The sequence below is a fragment of the Pseudoalteromonas sp. DL2-H2.2 genome, from assembly GCF_021532535.1.
GTDB classification, from domain to species: Bacteria; Pseudomonadota; Gammaproteobacteria; order Enterobacterales; family Alteromonadaceae; genus Pseudoalteromonas; species Pseudoalteromonas rubra_A.
On record NZ_JAKGBD010000006.1, the window covers coordinates 1 to 17055 of the forward strand.

Sequence of the window (17055 nt, forward strand, 5' to 3'; positions counted from 1 at the left end):
CGAGAAAGCTCGAATCGAACGAGTTAGGCTTTTTGCGTTTAAGTCCCTCAGCAACAGCTAAACCAGCTCATTTCACCTTGCGCAAAGTAAATGTACTCGCGTTGCTCGCTGTCATTGTACTTTGCACTTCATTCATCCATGAATATCATCGACATTCGTACCTTCTTGTACATCAAAGCCCGATTCGAGAGAGTCGGGCTTTTTTGCTATGCGCAATTTAAAAAGGCGTCGATGAAGCTGTAGATAGAATGGCGTTGTCTATTCATCCATGAAGCTTGGTCCCATCGCGCATCCTTGCGCTCATCTCAATGAGCTGCGAAGCGTTGCTTCGGTCTCATTTCGTCCATGTGAAAGTAGGACATCGCCAGGCTCGGCGCCCCCGGGCCTTATAAGTAGGTCGATGAAGTACATTCATCCATGAATATCATCGACATTAGTACTTCCATGTACGTCAAACCCGTTGCAGCAATGCAGCGGATTTTTTGCTATGTGCGATTTAAAAAAGTTGTAGAAAGAGCGGCGTTGTCTGTTCATCCATGAAGCTGGGTCCCATCGCGCATCTCGATAATTGCTCCTGCATTATTCTACTTCCCCACATCCATGTGGGTCCTTGCGCTCACTTCCTCGAACTGCGAAGCGTTGCTTCGGTTTCTCGTCACCCTCGCGTTCATTGCGCTGCGAAGCGGTGCTTCGGTCGCTATTCACCCTTGTGTAAAGGCTGAGCTAAAGCTCGACTTTGCAATGATAAAGTCGCTACTTTGCTTTGGGCACTACTTTATATATACCACTGCCATCGATACCAAGATATAAGTCGCCGCTGGGGTGAGTGGCTATGCTGCGCACGCGCCCGGCACCTTCGAATAGTTTACTGTGGCCAACCACTTTATTGCCATCAAGTTCGACCAAGACCAGATGGGCGAATTTCATTGCGCCCACAACCAGATGACCTTGCCATTGGGGGTATTTGTCGCTGGTTATGAATTCCATGCCGGATGGCGCGATTGAAGGAACCCACACCCAGTCAGGTTGTTGCATACCAGCACGGGTGGTCTCATCGGTGATCTTGGTGCCATTGTAGTTGATCCCATACGTGATCACAGGCCAGCCATAATTGAGCCCGGGTTTAATGATATTGATTTCATCACCGCCACGAGGCCCATGTTCATGGGTCCAGATCTCGCCGGTTTGCGGGTGCATGGCCATGCCCTGTGGGTTTCTATGCCCATAGGAATAGATACTCTTACGTGCATCTTTTTGTTTTGCAAAGGGGTTTGACTCGGGGATAGTGCCATCGGCATTGATACGATGAATTTTACCTGCATCGTGGTCCAGGCGCTGAGGGTGTACGTCGCGGTTTCCCCGGTCGCCGATTGAAAAATACAGGTAGCCGTCTTTATCAAATTCAATACGTGAGCCGAAGTGAAATGAGGGCTTGGTATTCGGGAAACCGTCAAATATCAGCTGTTTATCAACCAGCTTCATGTCTTTCAGGCGGGCACGCATAATAGAGGTGTTGCTGCCTTTCTCTTCGCCTTCAAAGCCGGAATAAGAAAAGTAGATCCAGCCATTCTTTGCGTAGTTCGGGTCAATCTCTATATCCAGCAGGCCACCCTGGCGCTCAGCATGCACCTCAGGAACGCCCTCAATTGGCTTATCGAGCAATTTTCCTTCTTTGATCATGCGTAGCTGACCCGATCTATCGGTCACCAGTAATTCTGTGTCATTTAGCCACACCATGCCCCAGGGGATCTGAATGCCTTTGGCGACCAGTTCCAGTTGATAGTCATTGGCACTTTTTGCAACCGGGATGGTTTGCGGCTCCACTGCCGCAGCCGCCTGGGAAGAAATAAAAATTAAGCTTAACGCAATCTTGTTTAGTGTTTTTTTCATACTTGCTCAACTTTAGTCGACAATTAGATAGTCACAGGTTAGCGCGTTTTTCTGATAAATGTCAGCAGCTGCGGTAAGTAACGGGCAGGTAAAAACGAGTTGTGTGCACGCTTTTTGTGCAAACGCGTTGCTGAGGGCGCAATATCGCCGGGCTGAGAAAATAACTCAATGAGACTAACGAATCTTTAACTTTACCTTCAAGTTGCATCAAACACATAAGGTTAAGCTTATGAAATTTATTGCGATTTAATAGATTGACAGAACTGTGTTAGCGCCGTCAGCAAAACAGGCTGACTGCATTTTCACTACATATTTTACAAACAGAAACGCCCATTTCAATGTGCTTTACACCCCTTACATTCGTTCGAATTTCTTTAATTTGAACGTGTCAGCGTTGTCATATAGGCTTGCGCGAATTTTTTAGCTTTACCCCGGAATTTATACCTATGTCATTTAGTGCCCGACATACTGCTTTGCTCTCAAGCGCCTTACTGATTGGCTCTTCGCATGTTTACGCCAATACCACAGAGCTGGACACACTTAAGCGTGAATTGGCCAGCCTGGAAGACAAAGTGGCTCAGCTCGAGTCAGCGACAAACAGTGCAGATACATCTACAGAGACACCGGGAAAGGGTGTTCAGGTCGGCGGAGCGGTCCGTTTTAACTATGGCATGAACTCTTACGACCAGGACAGTGAGCGCCGCGGTGGCGATATTGACTTCGATCTTGTGCGTATCAATTTATCTGGCGAAGTGGCCGATATTGGGATCAATGCAGAAGTACGTTTTCACGATTATATGCGCGTCGTGAAGTTTGCCTATCTGGACTATGATATTGCTCCTCAGTGGCAGGCTCAGCTGGGTCTGGCACCAGTCCCATTTGGCAATACGCCGGTGGCATCGCACAGCTATTTTATGACGCCAAACTATTTTGTGGGTCTAGAAGAAGACTACGATTTAGGTTTGGTGTTAAAGCGTGCAATGAAAGATAACTGGCAGCTTGATCTGGCATTTTTTAAAAACGATGACCATGGTGGCATAGATGGCTCGGCAGAAGATCGCAAAGATCGTTACTCCGTGGATATTGTCGGGCTGCGTGGCGCCGGTGAAGGCGTCTATGACGCACCAGGCCAAAAGCTGGCTGAGTACAATACCCTGGTCGGGCGTTTTGCTTATCAGATTGAACATGCACTGGGTGAAACTCAATTCGGTCTGTCAGCGCTGCATGGTGGCCTGGATAATGGTATTAACCGTGCCGGTGATTATCAGGCCTGGGCGGTGCATGCTTCTAACCGTTATGAACAATGGTATTTCCACCTTCAGCATACAGAGTACGACTATCAGGTAGACGAGTCGACCCAGATAGTGGTTGCTGCGAACGCCATGTACGACACTATAGCAACAAAAGCTGCATCAACGACGCTGGGTGTCTCATACGACATGCAGGTGACCTTAGGTCCAGTATCACAGCTAACGCTGTATAACGACTTTGGTGTGATGCACGATAAATCAGATGACAGTGCGAATACCTGGATGAATATCACGGGTATGTCTGTGGCAGCCGGTCCTGTATTTGCTTATATTGACCTGGTACACGCCAAGAACCAGCCCTTTGTGGGCGGCACACTGGTCGGTGACAGCGAGGATTTTGAGCGCCGCTTTAACGTTAATATCGGTTACTACTTTTAATCTCTGATATCGCAGACACCTCTGTGCCTTTGGCCCAGAGGTGTTGCTTGAGCGATGGCCCTACAGCTTACAATATGCCTGTGAGCAGGCCAGTCTTGAACACTCTTGCGTACAGTTTACCAGCGACGCAATCACACATAAGTCGCCAGCGGAGATAGACGCCGTTTGCTGGCCGCCAGCAACCTGAGGCGTGTCGCGCTGTGCTAGTGCATTGTGCTTATCCGACAGTCGTTTTAGTTGTGATTTTTTAACGGTTAATTTCATTGTTTTTTTTCCTTGTTGATTTGGGTATTTAGTTGCTTCGGGCTGCAGCTTTTTGATTGCTGTAATGTGCAGCCCAATTCATTTAATCGCATCACTTTTATTTGGTCAAATGTTTTTACTAAATAAAAATATATCGAATAACTACAAAGAATTAGATGGATTTTTAATCGGGTAATTTGATCTTGTATGGAGGCGTTGAACTAGATTGGGTAAATCATTACTCAGGTTTCAGGTGATCGCTGTTTTGACCTGGGTGCAAAGTAGTTGAAGTTGATGTACCCAAAGCGAGGAAGCCAGCTGACGCCATGAATAACATGGCGTCAGGTATAAATTACTTTTCCAGACCAAATGGGTCGTCAATCGCGTGTGCAGGCTCGGTAAACCACTTTGGTCCGTCTGATGTCATATAGAAATGATCTTCCAGTCTTATCCCAAATTCGCCGGGTAATACCAGCATAGGTTCATTGGAAAAACACATGCCAGCTGCCAGTGGCTGCGGGTTGTCCTTTACTAAATAGGGCCACTCATGAATGTCCAGACCGATACCGTGTCCGGTGCGGTGCGGGCAGCCAGGTAACTGATAATCAGGACCCAGCCCCTGACCGGCCAGATAGCTGCGTGCGGCAAAGTCTACATCTCCACAGGGGGTGCCTATTTGGGCCGCTTCAAATGCTGCCAGCTGGGCATTTTTTTCGTGTTGCCACATGGTGCGCTGACGCGCTGTTGGCTCGCCGAATACATAAGTGCGGGTGATATCACTCAGATAACCGTGTAGTTTACAGCCGGTGTCTATCAGTACAACGTCTCCCTGTTTTAGCGTTTGCGGATCTTTTACGCCATGAGGGAAGGAGGTAGCGGTGCCAAACAGTACGATACAAAAGTAGTTACCTGTGGCGCCGACTTTGCGATGTGCTTCATTGATAAAGGCTTCTACTTCAGTGGTGGTGATCCCTTCATGGAGTATTGAGGCCGCCGCTTTATGCACTTCAAGGGTCATGTCCATTGCCCGTTGGATAAGCTTGAGTTCAGAGGCAGACTTATGCATCCGGCAATGGGCCGTAACGCACTTGGCGTTGATAAGCGTAAGAGCTGGCCCTGCCTGGCGGATGCCATCAGCAATGAAAAAGGCGGCGCTTTCATCAATGCCCAAAGTGGCATCGGGTGCAATGTTCAACTCGTTGAGCACATTGACGAGCAAGCTGTAAGGCGATTGCTCCTCCTGCCAGGTATGCATTGGCCCCTCAATGACCTGATAGTCCTTGATTGAGCCGACTTCAAAAAAGGGCACGATAAACTGCACGTCTCCTTGCGCTGGCAAAATAGCCCCCACCATGCGCTCACTTGGATACCATTGTAAGCCGGTAAAATACTTCAGGTTGGTACCGGCATTAAGATAAATGGCAGCGATATTATGTTGCTGCATATACGTTTGCGCTGTTTCTATACGCTGTTGATACTCCTCGGGTTTAATGGCGACTACGTCTTGTGTCATGTCTGTGAGTGCAGCCAGTGCCGCTTCCCGATTTTGATAACCTATGCCTTTCATAGAGATTCCTGTTCATGATTCGTTATTGAAAACGCGCAATATTGTAGGGGCCAATATCCAGCGTTGTGGTTTGATTTGCAATGCATTGTGCGATGAGCTCACTGGTGATTGCGGCCTGGGTCAGGCCCAGATGCTGATGTCCCAATGCAAAGTAAATATTTGAATGATTTGGTGCCGGTCCAATCACAGGTAAAGAATCGGGCAGTGAAGGGCGCGGTCCCATCCAGTGATCGCCCTGATTTAGCCGCTCACTGTTCTGTAATAGCGCCTTTGCATGTGTCAGCAAGATTTCGGCTCGCTCATAGTTAGGTGGGCTGTCCAGCCCTGCAAATTCCACCGTACCAGCCAGGCGCAGGCCATGTTGCATGGGGGTCATAATAAATTGGCGATCTGCCGAGGCCACGGGGCGGCTGAGATTGTTTAAGGCAGGCAACATATTGTGATAGCCACGCTCTGCTTCAATGGGCAGTTTGTAACCCAGCTGCTTACACAGTGTTTTGCTCCAGGCACCGGTTGCCAAAACCAATTTGTCGAAGCCGTGGCTGCCGTGTGTTTGAGTAGTGACTTGTATTTGGGGCAGACAAGTTTGCCCTGTTGCATCATCACACGGGGTTATTTTGGTCACTGCAGCTTTGACAAACTGGCCACCCAGGGCGATAAACGCCTGATATAAAGTCTGGCTCAGCTGATACGGATCGGGGGTATGGCCGACCTCACTAAAGTAAAGCGCATATTGAATACGCGAGCTTAATTCAGGTTCAAGAGCGCGTAACTGTGCGCTGTCCAGTAGCTCAACGGCCACACCTTGGTGCTGATACTTAGATTGTACGCCTCGGATCTCATCGATTCTGTCATGCTCAAAAGTCAGCAAGCTGCCGTGCAAGTGAATATTGTGTTCAAACTCATCTTGCAACAGTCGCCTGAATGCAGGCAGGGCGGCTTCATTGAGCGCTCGCAGTGCCCGGGTATGATGTTTAAAACGCCTCGGTAGCATATTCAGACAAAAGCGACTGAGCCAGGGCAGTGCCCTGAAAAAGTACTGGTGATCAACCCTGAGCGGGCTGAGTTTATCCAGCAGCATAGCCGGGATGCGGGGCAGTAAGGCTTTATCGGCAAGCGGGAACACCTGTTCTGTAGCAAAGTGGCCGGCATTACCGCGTGAACATTGCTCGCCAATACCCGCCGGGTCGTACAGGGTAACCTGATATCCCTGACGTGTGAGTTGCAAGGCATTGCACAGGCCCACCACACCGGCGCCCACAACTGCAATTTGAAGTGCATGTGTCATTTTTATTCTCGTTTGTCAGATTGCATTTTACCAACCAGATGCCACGGTAAAGCCAGTCAAAAAATAAACCCTATAACTTACAGAGGGTTATTAACTCGATTAACCCAGTTTGAGGCATTCTGGCAATTTTATTAAATTTGGATATTGATTATTGTATACAATATACCTATGATGGCAAGCACAAACTAAGTAGAGGACTTACCATGAAAGTAAATTGGCAGGGTGTTTATCCCGCAGTAACGACTCAGTTTAATGATGACGAAAGCATTAACTTTGAGACCACTAAAAGCATGATCAACACCCTGATTGAAGAGGGTGTCCACGGTATCATTGTATTAGGCACAGTGGGTGAAAACTGCTCACTCCGTGCTGAGGAAAAACGCGAAGTGTTACGCGCAGCAAAAGACGTGGTTGCCGGGCGTGTGCCGCTGATCTCCGGTGTGGCAGAAACCACCACCGCATTGGCTGTTGAGTTTGTCCGCGATGCACAAGAAATTGGGGTAGATGGCTATATGGTACTGCCAGGCATGGTGTATCGCTCGACGGAGCGCGAAGCCATCCACCATTATCAGCAGGTTGCCCGTAATACCTGTTTGCCAATCATGATCTATAACAACCCGGTGACCTATGGCGTAGATGTGTCTATTGAAGGCATGAAAGTGCTGGTAGAAGAAGCTAATATCGTATCGGTCAAAGAAGCAACGGAAGATACGCGCAGAATAAGCGAACTCTTCTCAGCCTTTGGTGATCGTTACGTGGTATTCGGTGGCGTGGATGACATCGCGCTCGAGAGCTTAATGCTGGGCGCAACAGGCTGGATCTCTGGCCTGACCAATGTCTTCCCACGTGAGTCCGTGGCTATTTATAAGCTGGCACAGCAGGGCCGCTATGAAGAAGCCCGTGAGCTGTGGCGCTGGTTTCTGCCTTTGCTTCGTCTGGATACTATCCCCACTTTAGTACAGTGCATCAAATACGCCGAACAACTGGCGGGCCGTGGCAGTGAAGTAACGCGTTCACCACGCTTGCCATTAACAGAGGACGAAAAAGCTTACGTACGCCGTTTGTATGATGAGGCTATTACCAACCGGATTGACCTAAGCAAATTTAATCTGGATTAAGCCTATGAATAAGGGAACATTTTTTTGCATTGACGGGCATACCTGTGGCAATCCAGTCAGGCTGGTAACAAGCGGTCATCCCCCGCTTGAAGGCGCGACCATGAGTGAAAAGCGACAGCACTTTTTGGCCGAATTTGATTGGGTTCGCCGCGCGCTGATGTTTGAACCGCGCGGTCATGACATGATGTCAGGCTCTTTTTTGTACCCGCCCACCACAGAAGACGGCGATGTGGCCATTCTGTTTATTGAGACGTCGGGCTGTTTGCCCATGTGTGGCCATGGCACGATAGGCACAGTGACCTTTGCCTTGCAACAGGGCCTGGTTACGCCAAGAGAGCCGGGGCGACTCAAGTTAGACACACCCGCCGGGCGCGTTGATGCTTATTATTCAATGCGCGATGGCCGGGTAGAGTGGGTCAAGCTATTTAATGTTCCCGCATTTTTGGCACACCGGAATGAGGTTATCTCCGTGCCCGGTATTGGTGAGCTAGAGGTCGATATTGCCTATGGCGGGAACTTTTACATTATTGTTGAACCTCAGGGCAATTTCAAAGGCACTCATGCGACCTGCGCAGCAGAGCTTTTGGCGATGAGCCCAAAAGTGCGTGACGCCGTAAACGCACAGATTGCCTGTGTACACCCGAACGATCCGACCGTAAGCGGTGCTTCGCATGTGCTGTGGACGGGCGACCCTAAGCACAGTGATTCCAGTGCAGCCAATGCGGTGTTTTATGGTGATAAAGCGATTGATCGTTCGCCCTGTGGCACAGGCACCAGTGCACGAATGGCGCAGCTGTTTGCCAAAGGTGCGCTGCAAAGTGGCGAGGACTTTATCCATGAAAGCTACATCGGCAGCCAGTTTATTGGCCGAATCGAAGGCACCACAGAAATTGCCGGTCACAGCGCCATCCTGCCCAGTATTCAGGGCTGGGCCAGAGTAACAGGCCACAACTGTATCACTGTGGATGACGATGACCCCTATGCATTCGGCTTCCAGGTACTTTAACTAAGATGAGGCGGACCGCTTCATCACCCGATTTGTCTTAAGGAGACAGCCATGACTTTGACAGGACAGAGTTTTATTGCCGGGCAGTGGCGCGGCAATGCAGACAATGGGCAGTTTTATGCGTTTTGTCCGCAAACGAATGAACGACAGCACCAGCCCTTTTTCAACGCCACACAGGCACAGTTGAGTGAGGCGATTGCACAGGCGCAAACCGCTTTTAAAACCTATCGACGACTTCCATATTCGCAGCGTGCGGTGTTTTTGCGCAATGTTGGCGAGGAGATACTTGCCCTGGGCGATGGCCTGATAGAAACCACTATGCTGGAAACCGGTCTGCCCAGAGCACGCCTGGAAGGTGAGCGGATGCGCACAGTAAACCAGTTGAATGCCTTTGCCGAGGCGCTTGAGCAGGATTTGGCACCACTGGCGCTGGCGCGTCAGGATGCTGCTGAGCCGGCTCGTGTCCCTATGCCCAAGCCCGCGACGCAGTTACGCTATCTGCCCGTTGGCGTGGTGGCCGTATTTGGTGCATCTAACTTCCCTTATGCGTTTTCAACGTTAGGGGGAGATACCGCAGCAGCACTGGCGGCAGGTTGCCCGGTGATAGTAAAAAGCCATACCGCACATCCGGGCACCAGTGAGTTAATGACGCGTGCCATGGCGCGGGCCATTCAACGCAGCGACGTGCCGGACGGTGTATTTTCTATGATCCAGGGCGCCGATTATGCCTTGTCGCATCAGCTGGTTGGTGCTGCCGATATTAAAGCGGTGGGGTTCACAGGTTCGCTCACTGTGGCCAAAGCTCTGCTAGAGACCATTCATCAGCGCGAAGAAGTGATCCCATTGTATGGGGAACTGGGCAGTGTGAACCCGCAGGTGGTGCTGCCAGGCTTTGCTAAGGAGCAGGGCAATATTCTGGCCCCTGCGCTGGTCCAGTCGCTCTTAATGGGTAACGGACAGTTTTGTACCAGTCCCGGCTTATGGTTGGTACCGGCTGGCGAGGATGAGTTTGAAACCGCAGCAATCAGGGCGATTGAAGCGGCGCCCTCGGATACCTTGTTAACACCCAGAATTTTGAGCAGTTTTGAACGTGCCATGGATGCGCTAAGCGACAATGCAAATGTCACACTACTGGCGCGAGGCGCGCAAAGTCAGCCATTTCATGCCAATGCACATTTATACGCCTGTGAAGCGGAAGACTTTATTAATGACGCCAGCTTGCACGAAGAAGTGTTTGGTCCCAGCGCCCTGATAGTGCGCTATCGCGATATGGCGCAATTGCTGCGTGTGGTATCCCAGTTAGAGGGTCAGCTGACGGCCAGTGTGCATGGCAGCAAAGCAGAAATTGCCTCGCAGGAAACGCTCATAGATGAGCTGAGTTATAAGGTGGGCCGCCTTATTTTTGGTCAGATGCCGACAGGTGTTGAGGTGTGTGGCTCGATGAATCATGGTGGTCCGTATCCCTCATCAACTGATGTGCGCTCAACATCGGTCGGGCTGCAAGCCATGACACGCTTTTTGCGCCCGCTATGTGTACAGTGTTAAGCAATCACAGTAGGTAGACCCTCTGTAACCCCGTGGAGTGCGGTTGTATGGGCTGGTTCCTTAGCCTGTGCAACCGCCTATTTGATCATGAAGTGTACTCATAGCGTGCTAACTATGTCCTGCACAACGTGCAATTTATGGCAATGCACGTATAATGTATCCCAATGATAATAATTAATTAATCCTATGGCGATTGTACATAAAACCCGAACTCAGCTGGTTGCGGAAGCGATCCGTGAAAAAATTCTAAATGGTGAAATTAAAGCCGGAGAGCCTTTGCGTCAGGCAGCGCTCGCGGATGAACTGAATGTCAGCCGGATCCCTGTCAGAGAAGCCCTGTTACAGCTCGAAGCCGAAGGCCTGGTCAACTTTGAGGCGCACAAAGGGGCTACGGTTACCCGCCTCAGTGCAGAGCAGATTGATGAGATCTTCGACTTGCGTGCCATCTTAGAAGCTGAGTTGCTGAGCCATTCGATAGATAACCTGACCAAACGCGACTTGCTTGAAGCCGAAGCCATATTATCGGATCTGGAAGAAGCCACCGAAGCGGGGGATGCGCAGCTGGCAACCGGTAAATTAAACGCCGAGTTCCATAACAAGTTGTACAGTCGTGCCGAGCGTCCTCAGACGCGTGAACTGGTAGAAGTCTACAGCAAAAACTCAGAGCGATACGTGCGTATGCATATTCTGCTGGCTGGTGGTTTGAAAACAGCGCCTGAAGAGCATCGCACCTTGCTTAAACTGTGTTCTGAAAAAGACACTGCAGGTGCCTGCGAGTTTTTGAAAAAGCACATCACAGGTGCCAAAGACGATATCAAAGACTTACTGCTGCGTCTTGAGCAGGAAGCAAAGTAACGTCATATCTGTCATTACGTTAAATAGTCAACCCGTAGTGTTACTGTGTGCATCAGATGCTTTTTGGCTCTGGTGTGCTAGTGATTGCTTCCCCGTAAGATCACTTTTCATCTTTTAAATACTGTTTTCATATCAATCAGTACAGTCCACAAAGCCAGGTGCTTACATCAGTGTATATTCTTATGGTATAAAAGCGCTCTTTACCCAACTCGGGAAACCTCAGCTCAAGGAGTCAAAAGGATGAGAGCAAAACTTATTGGGGCTATATTTCTGGCCCTCAACGTGTTTTTTACAACTGCATGGGCAGCAGCGGGCTCGCAACAAAATCACAGCACTGCGGTTCAGGCATTTAAAGCAAAGTCAGAGCGAGCGATGAAAAACAGAATGCGTAATGCCGATATGTTTATAAAAGACGCCTCGGCACAGGAGCGGCAAGCGTATCTGGATACAGTATTAAAAAAGCAACCCTGGACTTTGGATAACAGTATGTCGCCTGGTGTTAATATGTACTTTAACGACATACACTACGGTGGCAGCAAAGATGAGTATCTGTCTGTCAGTGTTGGGCAGATGCAAGGTAAGCACCAGCCAAACTTGCTGACTTTCGTTGTTGCGAGCTCTGTAGACAGGGTCCATGGCCTTTACATGACGTTTTGTAATACTCAGGTTCAGTCGCAGCGCAAGACGTCTAAATGCAGTAGCCGGCACAGTTATGTTATGACGTTCTCTGAATGTAACGCGACCATTTGCCGGGTTCAGCTAAACAATGCGATGTTGCCATCACCCTATGGTAGCCAGGTCAATGTGTTTCAGTTAATGATGAAATATGATTTGATAGGTTTTGCGCTGTATGCCAAAGGCGAGCATATTCATTTTGCTGTGAATACCTCTGATCTGCAGCGCAAATACCGCTATTGATTTAATTCAGAAATGTCGCAGGGGACTGATTTTTAATCCAGGGCAGTGTGAAATGCACTGACTCTGGCTTCACGTTTATTGTATTACACCGTGTTGAAGCAAATACTGCTGCGCAGCGTCGGTATGTGGTGCAAAGCGCTTCCAGCGCCCAATAGAGCGGCGGTTAAGTGGCTTACGTACCTGCACTTTACTGGCCGTTGACACTGGCGCGTCGTTAAGATGAAAACGCATGCAGCTGTCCTGCCAGGGCAATTCACAATAATCCAGCAGATTGGCTATTTCCCGCTCCGGGTTGTCGACCAGGGATTCGTACTGCATCATATAAAACTGCTCACCGTGCAGCTGTTTCCAGTGGTGCATCAGTGTGTAAAAGCGGTTGTAAAAACGTGCGGTATCCATCAAGTCTAATGAATAAGCGTAATAGGGGTTGTTAATGGTAAACAGCTGGCGGAAGTTACCAATGCAGGTATCCATAGGGTCGCGCATCAGACAGATGATTTTGGCATTCGGCAGGGCCCGGCGGATCAGGTCAACGTAAAAAAAGTTAAATGGCAGCTTGTCGACAAAATGCGCATGGCTGCCGGTGACTACCCGGGTTGCATCCAGGTACGTTTGTCCAAGTTGTTGCAGATCGCATTGATAAGCCTGTTCAAGCGTACTCGGGTCGAGCACGGTCTGGCTGGTGGTTTGTGCCAGACGTTTTACGCTTACTCCAAAATCCTGTAACTCCCCGGCCGACATCACATCACTGTGGCTGGATAAGATCCGCTCTACCAGGGTAGTGCCGGAGCGTGGCATCCCAAGTACAAAAATGGGCTCCCGGCTACTGTGGCCTGCAGCTGGGTCAAATACATGTGCGCCACTGAGTGCCCGGATCCGCTCAAACAAGGCTTCACTGCCGGCATGATCAAATGGGCGGGCTGCATGCATGGCTGCTTTACCCTGTGTGAGTGCATGATAAGCCGAATCAAATTCGCCAAGGTCCTGATATTCTTTTGCCAGGGCATGACCTAAGTGCAGCTGAGACTCAGCGGAGCGTGCGCGCTCAAAGGCACTTTGTAAACGTGTGAGGTGGTTATTCTCTGCGTGGGCTTTTTTCAGATCAGACAACGCAAAGTGTGCTCTGTGGTGATCTTTATCCAGTGCCAGCGCCTGCTCAAAGGCCTGCTCGGCCTCATCAAATAAGCCAACGAATTTAGCACTGACCCCAAAGTTGTAGTAATACTGCGCATTATTTTGCGTGAGTGTGAGCGCCTGGCGGAAAAATGCCAGCGCATCCTGGTGCAGTCCAACGTGACTGAGTGCCACGCCGAAGGTGTCGGCGTCCAGCGCGCGTGTCAGCGTTTGCGGGTCAGTTTTTTCCGCAGTTTGTCTGGCCTTTGCCAGCTCGCCCTGTAAGGCATAGCATTTCGTCAGCTGAGCGCGATATTCGTCGCTGCTGTGCAGCCCCAGGGCCTTTTCGAGCAACCTGACTGCTTTTTTCAACTGGCCAACCTGAAGATTAATTACACCAAGCAGAAAATAGCCGTCGGCATAATCAGGCGAAACATTGAGGAGTTTGACCAGGTACTGATGGGCGGTTTCGAGCTGGCCCTGATTGAGTGCGCTAATGGCGCTTCTGTGTAATTGCTGGATAGACGTCATAGTGGATTATCGTTTCACATTATACCAATTTGCTTAATTAAGTGTTCTACTTTGAGGCGAGAAAATATGGGCGATAACAAGGCAAAAATTTTGCTATTTAGTTGTTCTAAATGAGAAATTTTTAACACCGTTAGCGTCATATTTGCTCCTTCAAATTGAATATGTATTAAGTGAAATTGGTATTATATAAAGGCCCATCACTATGGATGGGCCTGAGCGGGAGAGTTCAATTTACTAAAGTTCGAACTGATAGTCGAACTTAATACCCACTGTCAGTGGTTTGTTTAGATAGTGGCCATAATTACGCTGGATCTCAGCGCCGTTGGCGGTGGTGATATCCCGTACATCGCGCCGTACTGAGGTAAAGGCGTACTTATTGAACAGGTTATTGACGTACAAGGTGGCAGACCACATATCGCCGGTCAGCTTGGCTGACAGGTTACTGATCCCATAGCCGGACAGGGTTTCGCCGCTATCGCGCAAGCCTACTTTGGAAATGATATCGCTCTGTGCCGTCAGGCCGTAGTTGATGTCCAGCGTTTTATCGCCCAGCACTTCCATTTCGTAATTCACGCCCAAAGAGAACTGATGTTCCGGTGAACCTGGCAGTCGGTCGCCATCCTTACCGCCATCGGTGCCATCTGCATTAAACAGGTAAGGCGCATCTGAAGTTAACTCGGCCTTTGTATAGGCATAGGTTGCATAGGCGCTGATAGAGTCGCTGAGAATAGCACGGGTTGAGATCTCAACCCCTTTGGCGTTGGCTGTCCCGGCGTTAGACGTATAAGGAATTTGACCCACGACCGTTGCACCGGCAATTTGCGCATCTTCCCAGTCTACGTTGAAAATAGCCGCATTGAAGTGCAGACGGTTTTTCAGCCAGGTGCTTTTCAGGCCCAGCTCATAGTTGGTGGTGGTGTCTGCGGTATACAGCATTTCGTCGGGCATACCACAACCAATTTGTTTGTCGGGCAGGGGATCCGGGCAGGGCGCCAGACCGTTGGAGCCACCAATACGGAACCCTTCACTGGCCGTGATATACGCCATAACTGAGTCGGTAAACTGATAGTTGGCGTTGAACTTAAACAGGTTGCCATCGTCCTCAGCATTGTTTTGCTCAAAGTCCAGGGTAATATCGCTCGGGCCTGCGCCGCTGAAGAGGGTATTGGCCAGCGGGAAGTCAACGGCTGATTCGGCTTTTACTTCGTACTCATAAAAACGTGCACCGACGGTGATGGTTAGCTTGTCATTGACCTGATAACCCACTTCACCGAACAGGGCCTGCTCTGTGATTTCACTGCGGTCGACCGAGAAATATTCTAAATTGTCCGGGCGGGTTTGCTCGCCACCAAAATTGGCCACGGCAAATTCACCAAAGCCTGGCGTAAACTCTTTACTGCTGGCATCACTTTCAAACTTGTTGTAAAAGCCGCCAACAATCCAGTTCCACGCAGAGTCACTCTGAGAGACCAAACGGATCTCCTGAGTGAAGGTGTCTTCTTCTTCCTCTTCACGGGTAAACGCTGAGAAGGACGGGAATTCCTCGTAGCCGTAGTCGAGACGGATCAGCAAGTCGGTTTGGTCGCGCTGGCCGTCGGCCTCAAAGCTGGACCAGCCGGATGCAGAAACCAGTTCAGCAAAGCCCAGGTCGGCTTTTAATTCCAGGCTCAGCAGATCATCTTCTTTGTCTCTGGGCTCCTCGTAACGATAGGCAGATTCATACTTACCAATACGATCGTTCAAACCATTTGCCGGGTTAAGTGCCTGATAGTGCACAATAGAGCGGCCTTCACTTTCCTGTTTCTGGTAAAAGTAATTTAGCGTGCCATCAAACCAGTCGTTCGGCTTCCAGCGCACAGAAATGCGGCCCGTGGTAGTGGTTTCGCCATTGGCATCGGCTACGCGTTTAAGGTTGTTATCGACGGCACTTTGATTGCTCCAGTCCGGATCTGCCAAAGACGCTCCGCCCTCTCGGACCACATAGTTGTAATCAATAAACCCGGGATCTTCATACTGATTCAGGCTGGCACGCAGCGCCAGTTCATCTTCAATGATGGGGGTGTTGAACACAAAACCGCCTTCACCACCAACTGAATCACTCTCTGAGTTTTGAAATAAGTCGCCATACAGCTGTACTGTGGTGATGTCTAGCTCGGGAGCTTTAAGCATATAGCGGATAGCACCGCCCAGTGTGCCGGCACCGTAAAGTGTACCTTGCGGGCCAATCAAGACTTCAACGCGCTCCACATCGGTCAGGCGCATATCCAGCGAAACCGGAATTTCATTGATATAGGTTGCGACTGTGCCGCCATCAGAGCTGGGGCCTGACGAGTTGGTGTTAAGTCCCCGTACTATGATAGGAGACCCGGAACGTCCCCCCTGATCGGTCACGGTCAGACCTGGCACCCAACGTGCCACATCAGCCAGCTCACCAATGTTTTGGTCTTTCATTACATCGGCATCAAGTGCGGTGATGTTTAAGGGCGCTTCCTGTACCGAGCCGCTGCGGCGAGTAGCCGTGATCTGGATAACTTCAAGTGATTTTTCTTTGACCCCAGCTTCATCGGCCTGCGCCGTTGCACTGAGCATAATCGACCCTGGCAAAGCCGTAGCAATGGCCAGAGATAGGAGTTTTGGTTTTAGCATTGTATTACATCCCGGAGTGTTCTGGTTGTTGTTTTTATGCAAACTAAGAAAGCATAAAGTGAATCTCGTAACAAGATTAGCAAAAAAGGTACGGAAATAATTATTTATTATATTTGCAAAAATATTCACTATCAATGGGTTTTTAGCCGAATTTGTGCATGAAATTGCAGTAAAAAAATTTTCACGGTTATTTGCGTTTTAGTTGGTTTTTTTATTTTCATTGTGGGGTTTTTATGCGCCATTTTGAATTAAGTATGCGGCTTTATTGTTTCTGATTTTGCTTAGGGCTGTTTTGTAAGCGAAATAGTATGCAAAGTGGTCGCAAGTTGCTCAATATCTTGGGGGCCTTTAGGGCATTACGGCGTTTATTTAAGCGCTGCAAGTCACGGTAAGGCAAAAAGTGGCTAGTACTGGCTAAAAGATGAATAAATATGCTAGCGGCTTACCCGGATGAGTCGTCATCAATGAATAGGTTTGCAAAATTTCGGGTAAGCGGAGGTGGTGGTAAGCGCTCCAACGCTTGATTACTCATAAGCCGGTGTTTGGTACATCAGTAATATCGCAACAGGCGAGCGAAGGGAGTGTTTTAAATCGAGCAGTAACTGATTTGTAGTATGCAAATGTACGATTGAGCGTCACTGTGTGTT

Annotated in this window: 12 protein-coding genes; 6 read left to right on the forward strand and 6 right to left on the reverse strand. The window is 49.5% G+C overall.

Annotated features, from left to right (window positions below):
* Nucleotides 1-753 precede the first annotated feature (753 nt).
* Entirely contained in the window at nucleotides 754-1890 is a 1137-nt protein-coding gene (locus L1285_RS11675) for a PQQ-dependent sugar dehydrogenase (RefSeq protein WP_235412465.1), read from the reverse strand.
* Between the two features lie 446 nt (nucleotides 1891-2336).
* On the opposite strand from L1285_RS11675, the gene L1285_RS11680 reads away from it, so the two are divergent.
* The gene (locus tag L1285_RS11680; protein WP_235412466.1) at nucleotides 2337-3578 is read left to right on the forward strand and encodes a carbohydrate porin; all 1242 of its coding nucleotides are present in this window, start codon (nucleotides 2337-2339) and stop codon (nucleotides 3576-3578) included.
* 60 nt (nucleotides 3579-3638) lie between these two features.
* On the opposite strand, the gene L1285_RS11685 is transcribed toward L1285_RS11680, so the two are convergent.
* The 3 genes from L1285_RS11685 to L1285_RS11695 all read right to left on the reverse strand — a co-directional run bounded on the left by L1285_RS11685 (nucleotide 3639) and on the right by L1285_RS11695 (nucleotide 6676).
* A complete protein-coding gene (locus tag L1285_RS11685; protein ID WP_235412467.1) occupies nucleotides 3639-3842 on the reverse strand; it encodes a hypothetical protein in 204 nt (67 codons plus the stop codon).
* A 331-nt stretch (nucleotides 3843-4173) separates the two neighbouring features.
* Nucleotides 4174-5388 (reverse strand): M24 family metallopeptidase, encoded by a 1215-nt coding sequence (locus L1285_RS11690; RefSeq protein WP_328285034.1) that lies wholly within the window; start codon nucleotides 5386-5388, stop codon nucleotides 4174-4176.
* A gap of 22 nt (nucleotides 5389-5410) precedes the next feature.
* Nucleotides 5411-6676: an NAD(P)/FAD-dependent oxidoreductase gene (locus L1285_RS11695; protein WP_235412468.1), complete on the reverse strand. Its 1266-nt coding sequence runs from the start codon at nucleotides 6674-6676 to the stop codon at nucleotides 5411-5413.
* 203 nt (nucleotides 6677-6879) lie between these two features.
* Here L1285_RS11695 and L1285_RS11700 point away from each other — a divergent pair, with 203 nt between their 5' ends.
* The 5 genes from L1285_RS11700 (at nucleotide 6880) to L1285_RS11720 (ending at nucleotide 12118) form a co-directional block, all read left to right on the forward strand.
* Complete coding sequence (locus L1285_RS11700; protein ID WP_235412469.1) at nucleotides 6880-7794, forward strand: dihydrodipicolinate synthase family protein; 915 nt, start codon at nucleotides 6880-6882, stop codon at nucleotides 7792-7794.
* 4 nt (nucleotides 7795-7798) lie between these two features.
* Entirely contained in the window at nucleotides 7799-8800 is a 1002-nt protein-coding gene (locus tag L1285_RS11705; protein WP_235412470.1) for a 4-hydroxyproline epimerase, read from the forward strand.
* Between the two features lie 51 nt (nucleotides 8801-8851).
* Complete coding sequence (locus L1285_RS11710) at nucleotides 8852-10345, forward strand: aldehyde dehydrogenase (NADP(+)) (protein ID WP_235412471.1); 1494 nt, start codon at nucleotides 8852-8854, stop codon at nucleotides 10343-10345.
* Between the two features lie 186 nt (nucleotides 10346-10531).
* Nucleotides 10532-11200, forward strand: a complete 669-nt coding sequence (locus L1285_RS11715) for a GntR family transcriptional regulator (protein ID WP_235412472.1) — start codon at nucleotides 10532-10534, stop codon at nucleotides 11198-11200.
* A gap of 240 nt (nucleotides 11201-11440) precedes the next feature.
* The gene (locus L1285_RS11720; RefSeq protein ID WP_235412473.1) at nucleotides 11441-12118 is read left to right on the forward strand and encodes a hypothetical protein; all 678 of its coding nucleotides are present in this window, start codon (nucleotides 11441-11443) and stop codon (nucleotides 12116-12118) included.
* Between the two features lie 75 nt (nucleotides 12119-12193).
* Here L1285_RS11720 and L1285_RS11725 read toward each other — a convergent pair whose 3' ends face one another.
* Complete coding sequence (locus tag L1285_RS11725) at nucleotides 12194-13762, reverse strand: tetratricopeptide repeat-containing sulfotransferase family protein (protein ID WP_235412474.1); 1569 nt, start codon at nucleotides 13760-13762, stop codon at nucleotides 12194-12196.
* A gap of 234 nt (nucleotides 13763-13996) precedes the next feature.
* Nucleotides 13997-16408 carry a TonB-dependent receptor gene (locus tag L1285_RS11730; RefSeq protein ID WP_235412475.1) on the reverse strand — a complete coding sequence of 804 codons (2412 nt, stop codon included), beginning with the start codon at nucleotides 16406-16408 and terminating at the stop codon, nucleotides 13997-13999.
* Nucleotides 16409-17055 lie beyond the last annotated feature (647 nt).